The organism is Eubacterium sp. BIOML-A2 (assembly GCF_009680135.1).
Lineage (GTDB): Bacteria > Bacillota > Clostridia > Lachnospirales > Lachnospiraceae > Faecalicatena > Faecalicatena contortus_B.
Genome location: NZ_WKZK01000005.1, coordinates 107,739 through 127,925, shown reverse-complemented (window position 1 = coordinate 127,925; position 20,187 = coordinate 107,739). Strand labels below are relative to the sequence as shown.

The 20,187-nt window shown below is 52.1% G+C and carries 21 protein-coding genes and 1 pseudogene; 21 read left to right on the top strand and 1 reads right to left on the bottom strand.

Translation table 11 applies throughout. The features are described from left to right. The 20 genes and pseudogenes from GKG43_RS03475 to GKG43_RS03375 form a co-directional block, all read left to right on the top strand. Window positions 1-1,314: InlB B-repeat-containing protein (locus GKG43_RS03475; RefSeq protein ID WP_129878595.1), on the top strand; the 1,314-nt coding region annotated here is incomplete at its 5' end. Between the two features lie 97 nt (window positions 1,315-1,411). After that, on the top strand, window positions 1,412-1,855 hold the full coding sequence (locus GKG43_RS03470; RefSeq protein WP_129878593.1) for a DUF5640 domain-containing protein: 444 nt from the start codon (window positions 1,412-1,414) through the stop codon (window positions 1,853-1,855). Window positions 1,856-2,027: 172 nt separating this feature from the next. Beyond that, window positions 2,028-2,987, top strand: coding sequence for a WYL domain-containing protein (locus GKG43_RS03465; protein ID WP_129878591.1), 960 nt, complete (start codon window positions 2,028-2,030; stop codon window positions 2,985-2,987). Between the two features lie 140 nt (window positions 2,988-3,127). Beyond that, entirely contained in the window at window positions 3,128-3,730 is a 603-nt protein-coding gene (lexA, locus tag GKG43_RS03460) for a transcriptional repressor LexA (protein ID WP_129878589.1), read from the top strand. A 13-nt stretch (window positions 3,731-3,743) separates the two neighbouring features. Beyond that, on the top strand, window positions 3,744-3,974 hold the full coding sequence (locus tag GKG43_RS03455) for a hypothetical protein (RefSeq protein WP_129878587.1): 231 nt from the start codon (window positions 3,744-3,746) through the stop codon (window positions 3,972-3,974). 16 nt (window positions 3,975-3,990) lie between these two features. Then, window positions 3,991-4,707 (top strand): ImmA/IrrE family metallo-endopeptidase, encoded by a 717-nt coding sequence (locus GKG43_RS03450; protein ID WP_129878585.1) that lies wholly within the window; start codon window positions 3,991-3,993, stop codon window positions 4,705-4,707. Further along, window positions 4,704-4,985, top strand: a complete 282-nt coding sequence (locus GKG43_RS03445) for a hypothetical protein (protein WP_129878583.1) — start codon at window positions 4,704-4,706, stop codon at window positions 4,983-4,985. The genes GKG43_RS03450 and GKG43_RS03445 overlap by 4 nt, the downstream gene beginning before the upstream one ends. A 296-nt stretch (window positions 4,986-5,281) precedes the next feature. Beyond that, on the top strand, window positions 5,282-5,743 hold the full coding sequence (locus GKG43_RS03440) for a hypothetical protein (protein ID WP_129878581.1): 462 nt from the start codon (window positions 5,282-5,284) through the stop codon (window positions 5,741-5,743). Window positions 5,744-6,274: 531 nt separating this feature from the next. Then, on the top strand, window positions 6,275-6,655 hold the full coding sequence (locus tag GKG43_RS03430) for a type II toxin-antitoxin system PemK/MazF family toxin (protein WP_129878601.1): 381 nt from the start codon (window positions 6,275-6,277) through the stop codon (window positions 6,653-6,655). Then, a complete protein-coding gene (locus tag GKG43_RS03425) occupies window positions 6,655-7,587 on the top strand; it encodes a hypothetical protein (protein ID WP_129878579.1) in 933 nt (310 codons plus the stop codon). The genes GKG43_RS03430 and GKG43_RS03425 overlap by 1 nt, the downstream gene beginning before the upstream one ends. After that, window positions 7,574-8,350 carry a DUF6551 family protein gene (locus tag GKG43_RS03420; RefSeq protein WP_129878577.1) on the top strand — a complete coding sequence of 259 codons (777 nt, stop codon included), beginning with the start codon at window positions 7,574-7,576 and terminating at the stop codon, window positions 8,348-8,350. Before GKG43_RS03425 ends, GKG43_RS03420 begins: the two co-directional genes overlap by 14 nt. Before the next feature lie 140 nt (window positions 8,351-8,490). Further along, on the top strand, window positions 8,491-8,733 hold the full coding sequence (locus GKG43_RS03415; RefSeq protein ID WP_129878575.1) for a DUF6870 family protein: 243 nt from the start codon (window positions 8,491-8,493) through the stop codon (window positions 8,731-8,733). 68 nt (window positions 8,734-8,801) lie between these two features. Next, the gene (locus tag GKG43_RS03410) at window positions 8,802-10,439 is read left to right on the top strand and encodes a recombinase family protein (RefSeq protein WP_129878573.1); all 1,638 of its coding nucleotides are present in this window, start codon (window positions 8,802-8,804) and stop codon (window positions 10,437-10,439) included. Continuing rightward, window positions 10,440-12,134 (top strand): recombinase family protein, encoded by a 1,695-nt coding sequence (locus GKG43_RS23645; protein WP_129878571.1) that lies wholly within the window; start codon window positions 10,440-10,442, stop codon window positions 12,132-12,134. Next, a complete protein-coding gene (locus GKG43_RS03400; protein WP_129878569.1) occupies window positions 12,131-13,729 on the top strand; it encodes a recombinase family protein in 1,599 nt (532 codons plus the stop codon). The genes GKG43_RS23645 and GKG43_RS03400 overlap by 4 nt, the downstream gene beginning before the upstream one ends. A 13-nt stretch (window positions 13,730-13,742) precedes the next feature. Next, window positions 13,743-15,641 (top strand): annotated as a pseudogene (locus tag GKG43_RS03395) (DUF4368 domain-containing protein); the annotation flags it as partial. Between the two features lie 19 nt (window positions 15,642-15,660). Then, complete coding sequence (locus GKG43_RS03390; protein WP_129878565.1) at window positions 15,661-16,026, top strand: hypothetical protein; 366 nt, start codon at window positions 15,661-15,663, stop codon at window positions 16,024-16,026. Between the two features lie 310 nt (window positions 16,027-16,336). After that, window positions 16,337-17,269: a ParM/StbA family protein gene (locus tag GKG43_RS03385; protein WP_243125812.1), complete on the top strand. Its 933-nt coding sequence runs from the start codon at window positions 16,337-16,339 to the stop codon at window positions 17,267-17,269. Beyond that, entirely contained in the window at window positions 17,269-17,646 is a 378-nt protein-coding gene (locus tag GKG43_RS03380; RefSeq protein ID WP_129878563.1) for a hypothetical protein, read from the top strand. The genes GKG43_RS03385 and GKG43_RS03380 overlap by 1 nt, the downstream gene beginning before the upstream one ends. A gap of 169 nt (window positions 17,647-17,815) precedes the next feature. After that, window positions 17,816-18,013 carry a DUF3847 domain-containing protein gene (locus GKG43_RS03375; protein WP_129878561.1) on the top strand — a complete coding sequence of 66 codons (198 nt, stop codon included), beginning with the start codon at window positions 17,816-17,818 and terminating at the stop codon, window positions 18,011-18,013. Between the two features lie 75 nt (window positions 18,014-18,088). On the opposite strand, the gene GKG43_RS03370 is transcribed toward GKG43_RS03375, so the two are convergent. Beyond that, on the bottom strand, window positions 18,089-18,385 hold the full coding sequence (locus tag GKG43_RS03370) for a hypothetical protein (protein ID WP_154253247.1): 297 nt from the start codon (window positions 18,383-18,385) through the stop codon (window positions 18,089-18,091). A 48-nt stretch (window positions 18,386-18,433) separates the two neighbouring features. Between GKG43_RS03370 and mobQ the strand changes: the two genes are divergently transcribed. After that, window positions 18,434-20,152, top strand: a complete 1,719-nt coding sequence (gene mobQ / locus GKG43_RS03365; protein WP_129878559.1) for a MobQ family relaxase — start codon at window positions 18,434-18,436, stop codon at window positions 20,150-20,152. Window positions 20,153-20,187 lie beyond the last annotated feature (35 nt).

The window sequence follows — 20,187 nt, the reverse complement described above, 5'->3', positions numbered from 1 at the left end:
TCCCTTGATTTGTATACATGGTATACACAGGAGGTTCCCACGCTGGAATGGATGGAGGAAGCCATTCAGGACGGCACATGGATCACCGCTCCTGCAAACAGTGAGTATATCGGTGCGGAGATTACGGACGCAAACGGAACCAAGACCTATCAGCCCGGCGAGATGTACACGATTATCAGCGACGCAACGATCAAGGTGCTGTGGAAATCCATAGTTATACCGACCACCTACACCATCACGGTCGTGGACGGCGCAGCCGACAAGAGCACGGCAGAAGCTGGGGAAACCGTCACGCTGACAGCGGATGCCCCGCCCAGAGGCAAGGAGTTTGACAAGTGGGTCGTGAACGCAGGTGGCATAAGCCTTGCGGACGAGAACGCCAGCACCACTACCTTCACCATGCCTGCGGCCAATGTGGAAGTCACAGCGACCTATAAGGACAGCACCGTAACGCCTCCGGGACCGACTGCCTATATTGTTACGGTTCACAGAGGCACAGCGGACAAGAGTGCGGCAGCAGCCAATGAGACCGTCAAGCTGACGGCGGACGCGCCACCCACCGGCAAGGAGTTTGACAAGTGGGTCGTAAACGCAGGCGGTATAAGCCTTGCGGACGAGAACGCCAGCACCACCACCTTCACCATGCCTGCGGCCAATGTGGAAGTCACGGCGACCTATAAGGACAGCTCCGTGACGCCTCCGGGTCCGACTACCTACACCATGACCTTCAAGGACGGCGATACGGTACTCTCCACGCAGACGGTCGAAAGCGGACAGAAAGCAACCAAGCCAGCTGATCCGACGAAAGACGGCTATACCTTTGGCGGCTGGTATGCGGATGCGACCTTTAGCGCAGCTTTCGACTTCGATACGGCGATTGCGGCGGACACTACGATCTATGCCAAGTTTACGGCGAACAGCGTAACGCCCCCGGTGACCACCTCCACTATCAGCTATAACCTGAACGGCGGTACACTGAACGGCAAGACCGGCACGGTGACGCTCTCCGTGGAAAACGGAACCACCATCACCCTGCCAGCTCCCACAAGAGAAGGATATACCTTCGATTATTGGGAGGGCTCCCGGTACAATGCGGGCGATAGCTATACCGTAAACGGCGATCATACCTTTACGGCGCAGTGGAAGAAAAACAGCACCACACCCGGCACGGGCGATCCCGGAAAGACCTCACCTCAGACCGGGGACGAAAGCAATCTGGCGCTGTGGTTTACCATGATGATCGCCTCCCTGATCGCTATGGTGCTTGTTCTGCTCGGTATTCGCAAAAGGAAACCGCAGGAGGACGACAGATAATAATCAGTCAAAACAACCAATAACCTTTAAGGGCGGTGACGGCGCTGCAAAAGGATCGCCACCGCCCTTTTCTATCAGAACGTTAGGAGCTGGACTTATGAATAAAGACTTTGAAGAAACCCTTGCTTCTGCAAAGCGGGATTTGGAGAAGAACGAGGCCGTACATCGGTCAAAACCGGCAGGCCGCCGCTCTGCGAAGAAACAAAACAAAACACGGAAAAAAGGGCTACTTGCCGGCCTAATCGGAGCTTTAGCTGTGCTGCTGATCGTGATTGCCCTGGTCGCTATGAACGGCAATGCCTCTCTTGCGGGACGCTGGAGAATCGACGATGCCACCGTCTATGAGTTTAACGATGACGGAAAGGGCGTCATGCGCACCAGCCTGAACGAGTATACCTTTACCTATACGGCAGAAGGAAGCATCCTGACCATCGACTTTGAAAACGAAGCCGCAAGGGATACGGAGTATCAGTATTCCATAAAAGGAAAAACCCTGATATTGGAACGCAGTAGCGAAGTATACAAGTTGACAAAAGATTGAGATGAGAAAGGACTCCAAAAGGTGAGCGCCTTCAGCGCCGAACCTGGTTTGAATCGAGGCAGAATCCTGAGACCTTTTGCACACATTTTGGAGCTCAAACAGGTCAAGCCCTTTTGCTCACATTTGAGATTTTTGAAAACATCGCAGCAGAAAAAGGAAACGGAGTAGGACCATGGCTCTCACAAACCGAACACTCATTATATTCAAATATCTCTGGGAGACCACGGACGAAGCTCACCCGGCTTCTCTTGCAGATATTTCTGCATTCTTGAAGCAGCATGAGATTACCGCCGATCCGAGAACGCTCCGCAAGGACATCGAACAGCTAACGGAGTTCGGTGTGGATATTGTCAAAGACCGCAGAGTTCAGAATCTCTACCATGTGGCTACGCGGCATTTTGAAGCGCCGGAGGTCAAGCTGCTGATTGATGCCGTTCAGTCAGCCAGGTTCATCACGTCCCGAAAGAGCAAAGCGCTGGTTAAACGGCTTTCGTCTTTTGTTGCTCCTGGCGACACAGCCCTTTTGAAAAGGCATCTCTACATCGACAGTCGTTCCAAAGCCACCAACGAGAGCATTTATCTGAATGTAGACCGAATCCAGACCGCCATCACGGAGCGAAAGAAGATATCTTTCTGCTATTTCGACTACTCACCTTCCAAGGAGCGGGTTCTCCGGCACGGCGGACAAGTTTACTCGGTCTCCCCGTTCGCCATGCTCTGGAACAACGATACATACTATCTTGTCGGCTTCCACGATCACCGGCAGCAGATCGCAAAGTTCCGCGTTGACCGTATCGTTCAGATGGAGGTCACAGACGAAACTGCTGTAAGAAAGCCAAAGGGATTTGACATATCAGAGTTCTTCACGCAGGAATTCTCCATGCTCAACGGTAAGGAATGTACGGTAACGCTGCTGTGCGAGAACATCCTGATGAACAGCATCATCGACCGCTTCGGGGAAGACGTTCCTATACAGATCGTCGATGCAGACCATTTCAGCGCACAGGTAACGGTGGATCTCAGCAGCAACTTCTACGGCTGGGTGTTTGCCTCTGCCGGAAAGATGAAAATCACAGAGCCGCAGGAAGCGGTAGAAGGCTTCCGCGAGGTGCTGGAGAGCTTCCAAGAATAGATGACAAAAATACGAATCAGAAAAATCGTCGAAGGTGTGCATTCAGATGCGCACCTTCTTTTTATCCTATTGCTTTTCTGTGCGCTTTGAGTATAATAAGACTATCAGGAACAGTTGTTCCGGATAGGAGCTGATGAGACATGAGAAGCAAGAGCTTGGAGCTAATGCTCCGAATCAAGGACTACATCGAGAGCTACTACGAGCGGTATTCATCTACGCCTACCGTCCGTGAGATTTCCGCTTCTATGAAGATTGCAGTATCCTCCGCCCACAGATACCTTGTGGCTATGGCAGACAGGGATATGGTGTCCTATGAAAACGGCGTACTCTCTACCCCTAAGATAGAGATGATGAACCCGGAGATCAGACCTGCCGCGATTGTCGGCTCTATTCCCTGCGGCTCTCCGGAGGAACGCGAGGCGCAGATCGAGGAATATCTTCCACTCTCCGTATCGGTCTTCGGCAATGGAGATTTCTATGCGCTCCGCGCATCCGGTGACTCAATGATTGAAGCGCAGATCGATGACGGCGACCTTGTTATCATACGGGAGCAGCAGACCGCCAATATCGGAGATATTGTCGTCGCCCTTACCGATGAAGACAAGAACACGCTGAAGCGGCTCCGCTTTGATGAGGACAGGCAGAACTATTATCTCCATCCCGAGAATAAGGACATGGAAGACATCTACGTTTCCAATCTTCGCGTACAGGGCGTAGCCACCCATGTGATCAAAGCCCTTTGAGGAGGTGCTGCCTGTGGAAAAGAAATATGTATCCGTCAATGTAGACGTGGATGAGGACGGCGTAATCCGCCCTCTTAGGATTCTATGGGATGACGGACGGCAATGGGAAGTTGCAAAGGTGCTTCATACCTGTACCGCTTCCCACCATGAGTTTGAAGGAATACGCTACACCATTATAGTCGGTCGTGCGGTGAAATATTTGTATCGGGACGGACAGCGCTGGTATGTAGGTCTGTCCCCGTAGGAGGAACCTGTGAGCCATGAGGATATTTTCATATGACGAGATTGACGAATTGGGAGAAGGCTTGATTCGTCAATACCTCGGAGCAGACGCCGAGCGAACCTGCTGCGTCGATATTGAGGGGTTCACAACAGAATACTTGAAGCTGCCGCTTCTTTACCGCAGCTTTGCCGAACAGGATACAGATAAGATCGGCTTTATCGCGGACGGCATAACGCCGCTGCGCGTCTACGAGGACGGAGCCGCCTGCCTCTGCGTTTTCCCGAAAGGGACAATCGTTATAGAACGGTCTCTGCGCAGAGAGAACGAGAGCGGCAGACGCCGGTTCACCATCAGCCATGAGTGCGCCCACTATCTCATGGATAAGACGGTCTCCGTAGCTGCGTTCCACCGGGAGTTTGACGGCGAGCGTGCCTATACCCCGGAGGATTTCAGAAACCTGTTCAGCTTCCGTGAAACGCTGATCGACCGGATGGGAGCGGCGCTCCTGATGCCGCGCTTCATGGTACGCAACGTAGTTGCCATGTACGGCTGCGCCGGAGGCATCCCCGTATTCGGCGACAGCGTTATGAGGACAACGGATAAGTTGAGAATCAAGCAGATGGCAAACACCATGGGCGTCTCCTTTTTGGCTTTCCTGATCCGTCTGCGGGAGCTGGGGCATCTGAACCGCCGTCCTCTTTCTGAGTTCATCACAGAGGAAATGGGTTTAGGACAGGACGGTGAGCAGAGATGAGACACATCACTGTTGACGTGCGGAAGCTGTCCGCAGAGGCATCCCGTAAACTGACGGCATCCCAAAAGGAGACCGTAACGCTGACCCTTCGGGAAATTCGGTGTCCGTACTGCGACTTTCTCGTAGAAAAGGTTTTCTCCGATGTCGCGGGTCACAAAATGGTCTACTGCCGAAAATGCAAAGTGGAATATCCCATGAATCTGGGATATTTCCGAAGAATGAAAAACCGACAGGCAGCCCGTCTCCTGTTTTCCAAAAAGACGAGGCAAAAACGATAAACTGAATACACCAACTTACTTTTAATCGAGCAAGCGGAGAGAATCAGATTCGTCTGAGGAGACTGCCAAGCGCCGTACAAAGTCAGATTGATGAACAGCATTGCTGTATCAGTCTGCTTTGACGGCGCTTTTTTTGTCGCTCGATTGAACTTTGTACAGCGTTAAAAGTCCTTTTCCGACTTGTCTCGGGAAAGGACTTTTATGTTATACCGCTGGCTTTGCTATATCGCCAAATATCCGTAATCTCCGAATTTTTGATTTTCACCAAAATTCAAAAATTCAAAGGAGATTACGACATGAAAACATTACGCGAGTTCGACTACGACCTTTGGGCGATCATGGACAACGGAAAGAAACGGTATTTTGCCAGAATCAAGGCAACCGGAGAAGAAACGGAAATCAGTCTCGAGGTGATGCGTCTGCTTCTCAGTCAGGAAAAACAGATGCGCCGTGAATATGCAAAACTGAAGAACTTCGGAACGGTGCTGAGCCTCGACTATGTTCGCAACGAGGAGAATGTGGACGAGTCTGCGTGGCTGCTCGATCCTCGGCAGAATATCGAAAGTGATTTTCTCTGGGAAGATCTGAAAGACGATTTCTGCAAAATGCTGACAGACAGTCAGCTTGCAGTTTTTAACGAATGCCTCATCGGAGGGAAAAGCCAGGTTGCATATGCCGCTGAGCACGGCGTTACCAAGCAGTGTGTGTTTGACACAATCGCGCTGATCCGAAAAAAAGCAAAAAATTTTTTTGAGTGATACCTGACTTTTATCAAAAAAATGTCCATTGAAAAGTGAGAGGACAATCTCACCGCGAGGGATATGGAGATTCGGTTTTCTCAGAGCTACACAGCTCAGGGCACTTTGAAAACTGAATATCCAGGCATCAGGCACGTTCCTGTTGTTCACGAGCCACGGCAGGCGGAGCGCCACGACCTCTGTTTCAGAGCGAGCGATACATCCGAATCCTGCGAGAGCCGGGTTGCTCCCGACTTGGCCATGACTGACACAGGGTTAATGATACTTCCGTAATTCGCGGCCCGGCCACAATGAAGGCGGGGAGGTTAGAGTCCTATGGAGCGGTGCAGCACACCGCCGCCTGATGTTCTCCCTGGCTTTCGGGGTGTCGAGGACAAATAGAGAGCCGTACATACCCGAAATAACAAACAATTCAGATAGACAGGAGATCACAAAATGAACTACCAGGACAGATACAACAGTGAGCGGTATCTCGATATGACCGCTTATCTGGCTTTACGAAATATTGAACGAGAAGAACGGAGGCTTCGCATGAGAGAAGACTGGATTTACCGCAGAGGCGATGTGTACCTTGCCAACCTCGATCCCTTCATCGGCTCGGAGCAAGGCGGGACACGTCCTGTGGTTGTCTTGCAAAACAACACCGGCAACTTTTACTGCCCCACGCTCATCATCGCGCCTATCACTTCCAAAGGCAACAAAAAGAGGTCGCTGCCCACCCACTACTACGCGGAATACATTCACGGTCTGGATGTTCCGGGCATTGTGCTTTTAGAGCAAATCAAGACCATCGACAAGCGGCGCGTACAGAAATATATGGGAAGAATGTCCCGGCAGCAGATGGACGAGATCGGAGAAGCCATTGAAGCGGCGCTTGGCTTATACGTCCCCGAAGAAATGGAGGCTCCATGATGAACCCTGTATTGACCATTGATCCGGAGTTTGAGGCGAAATGCCCACCTTTGACAGAGGACGAGCTTTCGCAGCTCGAAGAAAACATTCTGGAGGAGGGGCTTGTGCTCATGCCCCTCATCGTGTGGAACAACACGATTGTGGACGGGCATAACCGCTACCGTATCGCACAGGAGCATCCGGGCATCGAGTTCCGTGTCCACGAGAAACACTTCAATAGTAAGTATGAAGCTCTTTCCTGGATTTGCAAAAACCAGCTTGGTCGGCGGAACCTCACGCCCCAGCAGAAGAAATACCTGATTGGACAGCGGTATGATGCGGAGAAAAATGCCAACGGCGGAGACCGAAAAAGCGAGAACGTAAAATCAGTGGGCCAAAATGACCCACTGATTTCTCCCCACGTTACTCGCGCCAGAATCGCAGAAGAAACCAATACCAGTGAAAGCTATGTCAAGCGGGCAGATCAATACGCCAAGGGCATAGATGCGGCTGAAGAAGTCCTCCCCGGCATTAAGAACGACCTACTGCTGGGAAAATACAAACCTAAAGAAACCGATGTGGCGGCTATTGCCCGTGCATCTCCAGAGGAACGCCGTGAAAAAGCGGAACAGCTCAGGGTAATCCCTGAAAAGAAGCCCAAAGCCGATAAGGAGTCTACGCGGAGCGGTACAAAGCGCCAGCAAGAGACTTATGCGACTATCGATAAAAGCTACGAGGATATGAAGGCCGCCAAGCGTGTCACAGAGGATTCGGCATTGGTAAGCCTGAGCTACACGGCGAAGAACATGGTGGAAACCTGCGATGTACTTTTTGACAATTTCCCCGGCTTATTGTCAAAGCCGGACTACAAGGCTCAGGTCATTGAAATCATGCAGGAGCCTAAACAATACATTCTCAAATTGGAGGGAGAAACAGACAATGAACAGCATTAAGACACTCTACAAGCTGATGAAAGTCAGCAGCTGGGATCTGGAGATTCCCGATGCATACCAGCGCAAGCTGAACACTGAGCGTGTGGCAAAGATCGTAGCCGGATTTGACGAGCGTATCGCCAACGAGCCGAAGGTCAGCTTTCGTGACGGTCACTATTATGTGTTTGACGGGCAGCATACCATCATGGCGCGCAAACACATGAACGGCGACAACGACCTGCCGATCCTTTGCAAAGTGTACTACGGCATGACGGAAGCTGAGGAAGCTCTGCTGTTCGCCATGCAGACCGGCTACTCCGCAGCTCTGACGCCCAGCGCGAAGCTCCGCGCCAATCTTCATGGCGAAGACAAGGCTTCGGGCGAGTTTTACGAAGCGACCGAGGATGCAGGATTTCATGTGGGCTTTGAACGCGGCGGCGGTGTCGGACGCATCATCTGCATCAATACCGCCTTTGCAGAGTTCAAGCGCGTCGGCGCGGAGATTTACAAGGAAGCGCTGACCATCCTGCTGGAGGTATGGGGCGGCGATCCCGATTCCCTGAGAGCGGAGATCATTCAGGGCATTGTCCACTTCGTGGAGCTTTATCACGGCGAGTATGACCAGAACCGCCTGATCTACAGCCTCCGCAGCTATGAGCCCAATCTCATCTATGCGGCAGGCAAAGCTGAAAAGGAACTGCGCGGCGTAAAGCGCTACATCAACATCTTCTACCGCATCTACAACGGCAGGCGCAAACACGATATTCTTCCCATGAAGTTTTAGGGGAAGACCTTTACCCGATCAAGGTCGGAAACCATGGGGCTGTGCATCGTCACGGCCCTATTCTTCTGCCCTTGATTCAGACGCATATATTCATTTATCCAATCATAACCATGGAATAAATCAAAACGAGGAGGTGTGCCATGGACGCATGTGTATTATCCGATTTCGATATTCGCGCAGTTGAACGCAGCGCACTTGTAGACATCCGTGATGTCAAAGTCAACACCGCGCTTCCAAAACGGGAGCGCATTCTGGATTTCATTCGTCAGATCGGCAATCCGTATTGCTACCGTTATGGAAAATATGTGGTCAAGGTCAGCTTTTCCGATACAGATATTTCATTAGAGGACAGGCTGGAGGCATATATCCGCACGAAAGCCTGATGCCCTTTCGACATCCTCGACAGTCATTCACTGTATAAGTACAATTCTTGGAGAAAGGAGATGGCACTATGAAAAACAATACCGAAACAAAAATCTGGAATGCCACTCTTTATCTCCGGCTGTCGAGGGACGATGGGGACAAAGAGGAATCCAACAGCATTACGGGGCAGCGCGAACTGCTTCGTGACTTCATCCGAAACCGTCCGGAACTGCGGGAATATGCCGTAAGGATCGACGACGGATTCACCGGTTCAAACTTTGAAAGACCTGATTTCAAAAAGATGATGGAGGATGTAAAGGAAGGCCGTACAAACTGCATTATCGTAAAAGACCTCTCGCGCTTTGGTCGTAACTATCTTGACGCAGGCGAATATATCGAGAAGATTTTTCCCTTCCTTGGTGTTCGCTTCATTGCCGTCAACGACAACTATGACAGTCTTGGCGAAAAGAGCGCTTCGGATGATCTGGTCATTCCGTTCAAGAACCTTATCAACGAGGCATACTGCCGAGACATTTCCGTGAAAGTCCGCACACAGCTTGAAATCAAGCGCAAGAGCGGACAGTACATAGGCGCTTTTGCCGTGTATGGCTATATGAAAGACGATACGGACAAGAACCGCCTTGTTGTGGACGAATATGCCGCAGACATTGTGCGGGACATCTTCGCCTGGAAGCTGGACGGCATGAGTCCGCAGGATATAGCCATCCGACTGAATCAAAGCGGCATACTCTCGCCTATGGAGTACAAAAAGTCCCTTGGCATGAAGTTTGCCACCTCGTTCAAGGCAAACGCACAGGCGGCGTGGTCGGCTAATTCCGTGCTGCGTATTTTAAAGAATCCGGTATATATCGGTGTTCTTACGCAGGGAAAGGAAACGACCCCCAGCTACAAGGTGCGCAAACGCATTATAAAGCCGGAAGATGAGTGGGCGGTCATCCCGGACAGCCATGAGCCGATTGTCCGGCGCGAAGATTTTGAAACCGTACAAAAGGTGCTTACTCTGGACACCCGCCGCAGCCCGGACGACAGCAATGTACAGCTTTTCAGCGGAATGGTATTTTGCGGCGAATGCGGCGCAAGCATGGTTCGGAAAACCGTTCCCTCCGGGAATAAGAAGTATGTCTACTACGTCTGCTCGGCGCATAAGCAGGACAAGTCCTGCTCCTCCCACGGGAAACGCGATAAGGCGCTTGAGGAAGTCGTTTTAGAAACGGTCAAACAGTATATCCGCGATGTGATTGACCTTGACGATATTCTCTCCATGACGGATACCGCACCGCTGAGAACTGCCGAAGCACAGAAGGTGCAGCGGCAGCTCGATAAAAAGCGTTCCGAGCATGAACGGCTCCAAAAACTGCTCATGTCTCTCTATGAAAACCTCGCAGACGGCATCATCGACAGAGACGAATACGCAAGGCTCAAGCAGAACTATTCAGGACGTGCTGCCGAGTGCGAAAAGCAGATGGACGCTTTGCAGGAATCCCTTGTGCAGATCAAAGAGCACGGCGGAGAACACCGTGAATGGATGACGCGGTTCAGAAAGCATCAGAACATTACGGATCTGGAGCGCAGCATTGCCGTGGCGCTGATAGACCGTATCCTCATATACAAGGACAACCGTGTGGAAGTCCATTTCCGATTTGAGGATGAATTTGCATGGCAGATGGATATTCTCAGAAGATCACAAATACGGGAGGTGGTTTAAGTGGCAAGAACGAAACGAAAAATCAATCCGATTCTTACGGAGGCGGAAGCTCCGGCACCGGCGCAGAAAAAATACCGTACCGCCGCTTATGTCCGCCTCTCTGTGGAGGACAGCGGCAAACCCGGAGCAGATACCATTGAAGGACAGAAAAACCTTCTGCTTCATTTCATAGAAAATGACAAGTCTCTTTCGCTATACGGCCTGTTCTGCGATAACGGGCGAACCGGCACAGACTTTGAGCGTCCCGAGTTTGAGAAGCTCATGGAGGCGGTCAAGCACGGTGAAGTGGACTGCATTGTGGTCAAAGACCTCTCGCGCTTCGGACGTAATTACAAGGAAACGGGGAACTATCTTGAGCGTATTTTCCCGTTCCTCGGAGTGCGGTTCATTGCCGTAAACGACGGCTTTGACACGCTCACCGCAGAGCGAGGCGCAGACGGTTATCTTGTTCCGCTGAAGAACCTTATCAACGAGGTTTACAGCAAGGACATTTCCAAAAAGTCGGGTTCTGCTTTGGCAACCAAGCAGAAAAACGGAGATTTTATAGGTGCATGGGCTCCCTACGGATACCGTAAATGCGTGGATGATCCGCATAAGCTGGAGCCGGATGAAGAGACAGCTCCCGTCGTGCGGCAGATATTTCAGTGGCGCGTCGATGGTATGAGCGTTACACGGATAGCAAAGAAGCTCAATGATTCCGGCATCCCGTCTCCTTCCGCATATCTCTACAATACCGGCGTATGCAAGACGGAAAAGTATAACGGTGCAATATGGCATATACAGGCGGTAAAGATTATTCTGACCCGCCAGGTGTACATCGGGCACATGGTTCAGGGAACAAAACGGCAGTCCTTCTATGAAAATCGCAGACAGTACAAAAAGCCGCAGGAAGAATGGGTTATCGTTGAGAACACACATGAGCCGATCATCGACAGAGACACCTTTGAAAAGGTTCAGGAAATCATGCAGCAGAGGAACGAGGAATACTTTGAAAAACTCGGGAGATTCAGCTATCTGGAAACGACCGAAAACATCCTCAAAGGACTGATATACTGCGCAGATTGCAAACGCCCGCTGGTACGGTACAAAAATGTGAGCCATAACAAGAAGCTGTGGTACACCTTCATCTGTCAGACGCACTCAAACGATATAACGAGCTGCCCGAAGAAGAACATCCGTGAAGATGCGCTGATCCCCATGCTCATGCAGGCTATCCAAACGCAGATCGAGCTTGCCGCAGATATGGACGAGCTTGTGCGCAGGGTGAACAGTTCTCCTAAACACAGAAAGCGGACGGCCGATTTGCAAGGGCGGCTGAACAGCGCAAAGAAAGCGCTCAAGCGCTATAACAATCTGTACGACAGTCTGTATCAGAACTATGTGGATAAGCTTATGACTGAGCAGGAGTATGTCACTCTGAAAAGCCGCTACAAAGCCGAAGCGGAGGAAGCGGAACGACAGATTGAAGCTCTCACCCGGCAGCAGGTGGAAGAATCCGAGCACACGCCGGAAAACCGCTTTCTGATGGCGTTCGGGAGTTTCAAAGGCGAGGATACTCTAACAAAAGAAATGGCGCAGGCACTTATCGAGCGCGTGTATGTTGACGGGAACAGCAATATTGAGATCGTCTTCCGCTACCGTGACGAATACAGAGCGCTTTGTACATATCTTGAGGGAAAGGAGAATGGCGCATGACTACCGCAATTTATCTTCGTATTTCAAGCGAAGACGTTGACTTGAAAACCGGCGAAAAAGACGAATCCGAAAGCATATCCAATCAGCGCCGCCTCCTTCGGGATTATGTAAGCGCTCATACGGATTTGTCCGGCTCTGAAATATTGGAATTTTGTGATGACGGTTGGAGTGGTACGAATTTCGAGCGTCCCGCAATAAAGGAGCTTTTAGAGCAGATAAAGCGCGGGAAGATCAACTGCATTGTGGTCAAAGACCTCTCCCGCTTCGGGCGTGATTACATCACCGTCGGAGACTACATCTCCCGCGTCTTCCCGTTCCTCGGAGTGCGCTTTATATCCGTCAATGACGGCTTTGACAGCATCAATCCGCAGGACATAGACAGCCTCGATACATCGTTTCGGACGCTGATTTATGACCTGTACAGCCGTGATCTCTCCCGCAAGGTAAGAAGCGCGAGAAAAGCGAGAGCGGAACGCGGCGCATTTCTCAGTCCATACGCTCCGTATGGATATATAAAAGACCCGGAGGACAAGAATCATCTGCTTGTGGACGAGGAAGCCGCCTCCGTGATCCGGCGCATTTTTCAAAGAGCGGCGGACGGGCTAAAGACATGGGAAATTGCCGCAGAGCTCAATGGAGACGGTGTTATTTCTCCGAAAAACTACAAGATTGATGCGGGCTGCACAAGAACACCGTGGCGAAGTATTCAGGAAGACAATTTCTGGACAGCCAATTTGGTTGGAAAGTTTCTGCGGGACGAACGGTATATCGGCAAGGTAGTGTTCGGCAAACGGGTTCGGGACGCTGTGGGCAGCACCCACACGGTAAAAATCTCCCGGAACGACTGGATCGTTGTCCCTGACAGGCACGAAGCGATTGTTTCAGAATCATTGTTTGAAGCGGCACAGACCTGCATGAGAGAGTATCGGGAGTGTGCATCACCGACTGACAGCGACAAGCCGCTAAAGAGGAAAGTAATCTGTGGCGTCTGCGGTCATGTTATGAAACGGGACGGCAGGAAAAACGCATCGTATTCCTGTGGAACAAGAAGGCTGAATACCAGATTTGACTGTCCAGATGAAAAAGTGCCGGAGGCTGATATTCTGGATGCTGTGATGGAAACGATTCAGGTGTATGCGCAATATGCGGTCAGCATTGACAGGTTGTTAATAGCGAGGCAGAACCAGAGACAGCTTGACCGGAAGCAGGCGCAAAGACAGCTTCAATCGCTCCAAAGCAAAAAGGCGCAGCTCGACAAACGGCTGCAAGACCTTTATGAGCAGTTGGTGGAGGGTGAGCTTTCCCGTGAGAACTTTGCTTCGCAGAAGAAAAGCATTACAGCTCGGATGGAGGAAATATCCCGTACAATCTCTGAACTGGAGCGAAAAGTAAGCTCTGATGATGAAAGCAGCAACGCCTTGATCGAGAAGTTCAAAAGCTACGCCGGTATCACGGCTTTGACCAGAGAAATCTCCAATGACCTGTTGAAGTCCGTTACCGTCTATCCGGATGGGTACATGGATATTCAACTGAACCTTGTTGATGAAATCCAGGAGTTAATGGAGACCCTGCGCCGCGAATCCTGTACGGCGTGAAATTATTAGTCCTAACTATACAGCAGCCGATGACGGTTGGTCGGGCGGCAATTTCGAGCGCCCTGCATGGAAGCGGCTGATCGCGGATATTGAAGCCGGGAAGGTCGCCCGCGTCATAGTCAAGGATATGTCGCGGGCGGGTCGTGACTATCTGCAAACCGGCTTTTACACGGAAGTCTTCTTCCGGCAGCACGGGGTCCATTTCGTTGCGATTGCAAACGGTGTGGACAGCAATGATCAGAACAGCAGTGAGTTCGCCCCTTTCCTCAATATCATGAACGAATGGTATCTGAGGGACTTGAGCCGCAAACAAAAAGCAGCTGTTCGCGTGAAAGGTGAATCAGGGAAACCCACGACAACCGGCATTATCTATGGATACAGAAAAGATCCCAACGATAAGCATAAATGGCTTATCGACGAGGAGGCGGCAGCCGTTGTGCGGCGCATCTTCCGGCTCACCATCGAGGGCTTCGGCCCTTATGAGATTGCCCGGATGCTCTTTGAGGACAAGGTAGAAGCCCCTGCGGTTTACTTTGCAAAAAAGGGCATGGGCGTTTGGAAGAACAAGACGGAGTTTCCAAGCCCCTACAACTGGAGCGGATATATCGTCGGTCAAATCCTTGCCAAGCCGGAGTATATGGGCGATACTGTCAATTTCCGCTCCCATAAGGCGTCGTACAAAGACAAGCACAGCATCCCCAACCCCAAAGAGGACTGGCTGATTTTCAAAGATACCCATGAGGCCATTGTAGACCGGGAAACATGGGAGCTGGCGCAGAAGCTGCGGAAAACGCCGAAACGCATTGACACCTTCGGCGTGGCGAATCCCCTGACCGGACTGTTGTACTGCGCCGACTGCGGCGAGAAGATGTATAACCACCGGCACCGGGGAAACCCGGAGAAAGGAGTTTATCCGTCAGACTTCTTTGATTGCTCCACCTATACCCTGTCCCGGCAGAAGCGGTATAAAGCCTGCACCGGGCATTATATCAACACGAAAGCCTTGCGAGCCCTTGTCCTGGAAACCATCCGCACAGCCAGCACCTATGCCATCGCAAACAAGGACGAGTTTCTGGAAAAGGTACGGGCTGCTTCGCAGATCCGGCAGCAGGACGCCGCAAAGGAAGCAAAGCGGAAGCTGAATAAGAACCGCAAGCGCCGGGACGAGCTGGACGGGATCATCAAAAAGCTCTACGAATCCTTTGCCGTGGGACGCATTTCAGAGGAACGCTTTGACAGCCTGCTTGCGGATTATGAGGCGGAGCAAAAGGAACTGGATGTTTCGGTATCGGACGCAGAGGCAAGGATCGCTTCCTTTGAGGAGGATACTGCCCGCGCCGAGCAGTTTTTGGAGCTGGCGAAGAAATACACGGATTTCTCCGAGCTGACCACGCCGATGATCAACGAGTTTATTGAAAAGATCATCGTCCATGCGCCGGAGAAGGTGGACGGCGACCGGGTGCAGCAGGTGGATATTTATCTGAGCTTCATCGGACAATTTGAACTTCCCGCCCCGGAGCTGACGCCGGAGGAAATAAAGCGGCAGGAGCAGCTCAAACGTCACCGCATCAAGAGCCGAGAACGTTACCAAAAGATTAAGGCGGGCGAACACGCCGTCGGACAGCCGTTTGCGCTGACCTGCAAATGCTGCGGAGAAACTTTTGAATCCAAACACTCCAACACCCTCTTCTGCGGGGCAAATTGTCGCGCAAAGCATTACCGGACGGAAGCTGCGGAGAGCCGAAGCCGGGAGTGCGTCTGCGGAACCTGCGGAACAGCCTTTATAACAACAAGGAGCGACCAGAAGTATTGCAGCGAGGATTGCCGGTACAAGGCACAGATCAAGAGGCAGACCGCCCGGAAGGCGGCGAACAGGAACAAGGAAGCCGCACAGGCCAAGTCCGTAGTTTGAAGGCGGAGTGATAAAAACCATGTGGAGCAACAGCGTGTGGGAGCAGGAGCACCAGAAGGAATTAAGCGACAGCTTCCTGTATGAGCTTCTGAACGGCGGCCCGGAGAACTTCGTTTCCCCTGTCCGGAGGATCATCTGCGGGGGCTGCGGCAATATCTTCTATACCAGAGTGCCGATCAAGAAATACTGTAATGACAAATGTGCAAAACGGGGTATTTGGAGGCACAAACGGGAGCGGCGGCTGGAAAAGAGAAAGGATACGGTCTGCAAGACCTGCGGCTGCACCTTTACCCCGAAGCGCTCCGATGCGGCCTATTGCAGCAACGCCTGTCGGCAGAAAGCATACAGGCAAAGCGTTACGGATGATGCTAAAAGATTAAAATGATCTTTTACCACCTGTGGCAAAGCCAGCCAAAGGAACAATCCTCGCCGTTACGGTTAGAGCAAGTGACCAAAATGATCACTTGCATCAACCGTAACGCAGCAAGGAGAATCGTTACGATTAACGGCAAGTGACAAAAAGTGTCACTTGAAATAACGGTTATACAAAAAGAATACAGTTACAGCTAACGGCAGTGGGTCATAACGGCCCACTGTTTTTCTATGCGAATTGTGGGGTGGGTCATTTTGATCCACCCCACAATAGCTGTAACGGATTTACAGCCGCACAGCGGCAGAATAAGGAGGAAAACATTATGAATTACACCATGATCAACAACAAGCCCGTAATCATCGGTATTGACCACGGTTACGGGAACATCAAGACAGCCCACACCTGCTTCAAGACAGGCGTGACGGCGTATGACAAGGAACCCACCTTCAAGAGCGATATGCTGATTTATGAAGGCAGATATTATATCATCGGGGATGAGCACAAAGAATTCGCCGCCGACAAGATGAACGACGGCGACTATTATATCCTGACGCTGGCTGCCATCGCGCGGGAACTGAACATCCGGGGTCTGACAAGCGCAGACGTGTTCCTTGCTGTCGGCTTGCCCCTCACCTGGGTCGGCGAGCAAAAAGACAGCTTCAAGGCTTATCTACTTCGGAACAAAGAGGCGTACTTCTCTTTCCGGGGTAAGGACTACCGTGTGACTTTCGCAGGGGCGGCGGTCTTCCCGCAGGGCTTCTCCGCCGTTGCAGACCGCCTGCGGGAGTTCAGGGGCATCAATATGCTCTGCGACATTGGGAACGGCACCATGAACGTCATGTATATCAATAACGGAAAGCCCGTCTCCAGCCGGTGTTTTACGGAGAAGTTCGGCACCCAGCAGTGCATGATCGCTGTGCGCGAGAAGCTGATGCAGCGTTTTGGCGTGGCCGTGGACGATACCGTGATCGAGACCGTTCTTCGCTTTGGGGAGGCGGACATCGGTAAGCAGTATCTTGACGCCATCCGGGAATCTGCTGCGGAGTATGCAGCCGGGATCATGCGCCGCCTGCGGGAGCATGAGTACAACCCGGAGCTGATGAGGCTTTATGTGGTAGGCGGCGGGAGCTGTCTCATCAAAAACTTTGCGGATTATGACCCTGCCCGTGTTACTATCAACGACGATATCTGCGCTACGGCAAAGGGCTATGAGCTGCTGGCCTCCGGGAGCCTTGGTCGGACGGGAGGCGTATGATGGAGCGGACGATCATCAACACCAATATCCGACTGAACCTGAACAGGCCGGAGGACAGGCAGGCATGGAACTATTTGCAAGCCCTTGACCGGAAGAAATACAAATCCTACAGTCGCGCCGTTGTGGCGGCGGTCAACGAATATTTCGCCCGGCAGGAACGCCTTGCCGCCGATCCCTATCTTGAAACCAGAGAAAAGGAAGACGCCTTTCTTCAGAAGGTGCTGGAGACGATCCGGGAGGGGCTTCAAGCATCCGGCGCAGGGCTTGCCGGGCTGACCGCTCTCTTGCAGGGCATCCATCCCGCAGCTCCTCCCCCTGAGCCGGTCATGACGGACGAGGATTTGGATACTGCTATGGATTTCATCAACAGCCTTTGACGCTGCCAATCGGGAGAAATTTTACTGCTTCTATTTGAAAAAGTGGCGTCACTATCAAGCACAGCCGCTGTCACTTTTCCGGCGATCACGCCGGGATCGTGGTAGTGGCTGTGCTTTTTCATGTATTTACTACCAAACACGATCATTTTGATAGAAAGGAACGATGAATATGACAGAAAACGAAAAGAAACTATTGCAGGCACAGCACCGATTGGAGGAAGCCCAGGCCAGAAACCGGGTGAAGGAGCGAAAGGCCCGGACGCGGCGGCTGATTCAGGAGGGCGCTATTTTGGAGAAGGTCTATCCCGCTGCGGCGACGATGGATCTGGAAAAACTGGAGGACTTTTTGCTATGGGCACTAAAATGAAAACAATGCTTTTGCTTACGGGACGCTTGGGGAAACCTGAGCGTCCTTCTTTTTTATCCCGAAGGGCGCACTTACTCACCACTGCCCGAAGGGCAGCGGTGGTATCCCTCCCGTTGGTCGGGCCGTGCGCTCTTCCCGAAGCATCCGCCGGATGCTTCTCCAGAGGGGGCAGACAATGCCGCAGTTTTGCAAACCGCCGTCATTGTCTGTGCGGCTGGCAGACGGCTTTCGCCTTGTTTGCCTCTTCGCTGCAAACCGTTGTCCTCTTCCGGGACAACCTGCCACCCGCCTGCGAAAACCTGCCACCGGCAGCTTTGCCGCAGTTATGGACGATGCATCCACGGCACCGTCCATTTTCTTTTGTCTCGGCAAAAGAAACAAAACCGCCCCTTGCAGGGGGCAGAAAGGAAGTGAAAGATTATGGCGATCTATCACCTGGAAGCAAAGGTCGTAAGCCGTGGCGCGGGTCGCTCCGCCTGCGCGGCTTCCGCCTATCTAAGCTGTTCCGCTATCTACAACGATTATGACGGCGTACAGCACGATTACACCCGCAAGGGCGGCCTTGTCTGGGAGCAGGTATTCCTGCCGGAATACGCTCCCCAAGAGTGGGAAGACCGGGCTGTTCTTTGGAACACCGTGGAGGAAAATGAAAAGACGAAAGACAGCCGTCTGGCACGTGAGTTCGTGTCGGCTCTGCCTATCGAGCTGACGCCGGAGCAATGGAAAGAACTGCTGACCGATTTCATTAAGGACAGCTTTGTCTCCGATGGCATGTGTGCGGACGTGGCGATCCACGATCCCGATCCGCCCGGCCACAATCCCCACGCTCATATCCTGTTGACGGTCCGTCCTCTGAACCCGGACGGCACCTGGCAATACAAAACCGAAAAAGAATATCTTTGCGTTCGGGACGGCGAAGAGCGAGGCTTTACCGCCGCCGAGTTCAAAGAGGCACAGATCGAAGGTTGGGAGAAGCAGTACCAATACAAGGTCGGAAGAAAGAAGGAATATTTGGCTCCTTCCGAAGCGGAGGCCAAGGGCTATGAGCGCATCTCCAAGCACCCCAAAAGCACCAAATACGGCAGGCAGAACCCCATCTCAGATCGCTGGAACAGCGAGGAACAGCTTGTTTTTTGGCGGGAAGCCTGGGCAGACGCCGTCAACCGTTCTTTGGAACGATACGGCTTTGACGAGCGTGTGAATCATCGGAGCCATGCCGCCCGTGGCCTTGACGAGCAGCCTACGGTACACGAAGGCGTGGCCGCCCGTGCGCTGGAGGCAAAAGGCGTCGTATCCGACCGCTGTGAACTGAACCGTCAGATCAAGCGGGATAATGCCCTGCTGCTGGAGATCAAGGCGCAGGTCAAAAAACTGCTGGATGCCGTCAAAAACACCATCCCCGCTCTTGCGGAAGCCATGGAATCCGTGCGGGAAAATATGATTATTTTCAAGTATCAGCTTGGCTATATCCTGACGGGTAAACGCAGGCTGACAAATAACCTTGATGTGATGAAGCCTGAGTTGGAGCGCTATACCCAAATTGCCGGGAGAATCAAGGAAAAGAGCAAGGAGCGTAATACCCTGCTTTCCGAGAAGAAGGCAACGCCAATGCTCAATATCTTAAAGCACCGGGAACTCTCCCGCCGCATTGCGGAGCTGACGGAGGAGTTGGAAGAGCTGCGTTCCGAGAAAAAGCAGCTCCTTGCCATGATGGACTATGCGGAGGATACCGGCCTTTCCACAGTGAGAAAGGACATTTCCGCTATGGAGGCCAATCTTGCAAGGTTGGAACAGCAGGAGAAGAAATACACCACCGAGCTGAACGCCGCCCTTGCGGAATATGCGGAGCTGAAAACCCAGGCGTCAGACTTCGATCCCGACGAGCTTGCCATGGCGCAGCTTGAAATTCGCCCGCAAAAGGAAGCCTCCGCAGAAAGCCGAGTGCAGGCTGCTTACGGGGACAAATATGACTTCTGGACGATGATTGGCGCAAAGCGGGAGGTGGCGGAGCTGCTGGGCGAGGAGGAGCCCCGATCCATCCGGGAACGCCTGCGAAGAAAAGAATACGAAAAGCAAAGAACCGAGAAGCAGGAACTCCCCCAGCGCAAGAAAAACAAAGATCGTGGATGGGAGCGGTGAAAACCGCCGCTCCCCCTCTTGAAAACCTTCTGATA

Excerpts from the sequence above, each read along its gene's own strand:
- GKG43_RS03380 (WP_129878563.1), top strand. The coding sequence starts at position 17,269 with ATGGAGCGGACGATCATCAACACCAATATCCGACTGAACCTGAACAGG.
- GKG43_RS03465 (WP_129878591.1), top strand. The coding sequence starts at position 2,028 with ATGGCTCTCACAAACCGAACACTCATTATATTCAAATATCTCTGGGAG.
- GKG43_RS03400 (WP_129878569.1), top strand. The coding sequence starts at position 12,131 with ATGACTACCGCAATTTATCTTCGTATTTCAAGCGAAGACGTTGACTTG.
- GKG43_RS03420 (WP_129878577.1), top strand. The coding sequence starts at position 7,574 with ATGAACAGCATTAAGACACTCTACAAGCTGATGAAAGTCAGCAGCTGG.
- GKG43_RS03390 (WP_129878565.1), top strand. The coding sequence starts at position 15,661 with ATGTGGAGCAACAGCGTGTGGGAGCAGGAGCACCAGAAGGAATTAAGC.
- GKG43_RS03425 (WP_129878579.1), top strand. The coding sequence starts at position 6,655 with ATGAACCCTGTATTGACCATTGATCCGGAGTTTGAGGCGAAATGCCCA.
- GKG43_RS03415 (WP_129878575.1), top strand. The coding sequence starts at position 8,491 with ATGGACGCATGTGTATTATCCGATTTCGATATTCGCGCAGTTGAACGC.
- GKG43_RS03470 (WP_129878593.1), top strand. The coding sequence starts at position 1,412 with ATGAATAAAGACTTTGAAGAAACCCTTGCTTCTGCAAAGCGGGATTTG.
- GKG43_RS03430 (WP_129878601.1), top strand. The coding sequence starts at position 6,275 with ATGAGAGAAGACTGGATTTACCGCAGAGGCGATGTGTACCTTGCCAAC.
- GKG43_RS03375 (WP_129878561.1), top strand. The coding sequence starts at position 17,816 with ATGACAGAAAACGAAAAGAAACTATTGCAGGCACAGCACCGATTGGAG.
- lexA (WP_129878589.1), top strand. The coding sequence starts at position 3,128 with ATGAGAAGCAAGAGCTTGGAGCTAATGCTCCGAATCAAGGACTACATC.
- GKG43_RS03410 (WP_129878573.1), top strand. The coding sequence starts at position 8,802 with ATGAAAAACAATACCGAAACAAAAATCTGGAATGCCACTCTTTATCTC.
- GKG43_RS03450 (WP_129878585.1), top strand. The coding sequence starts at position 3,991 with ATGAGGATATTTTCATATGACGAGATTGACGAATTGGGAGAAGGCTTG.
- GKG43_RS03445 (WP_129878583.1), top strand. The coding sequence starts at position 4,704 with ATGAGACACATCACTGTTGACGTGCGGAAGCTGTCCGCAGAGGCATCC.
- GKG43_RS03440 (WP_129878581.1), top strand. The coding sequence starts at position 5,282 with ATGAAAACATTACGCGAGTTCGACTACGACCTTTGGGCGATCATGGAC.
- mobQ (WP_129878559.1), top strand. The coding sequence starts at position 18,434 with ATGGCGATCTATCACCTGGAAGCAAAGGTCGTAAGCCGTGGCGCGGGT.
- GKG43_RS03385 (WP_243125812.1), top strand. The coding sequence starts at position 16,337 with ATGAATTACACCATGATCAACAACAAGCCCGTAATCATCGGTATTGAC.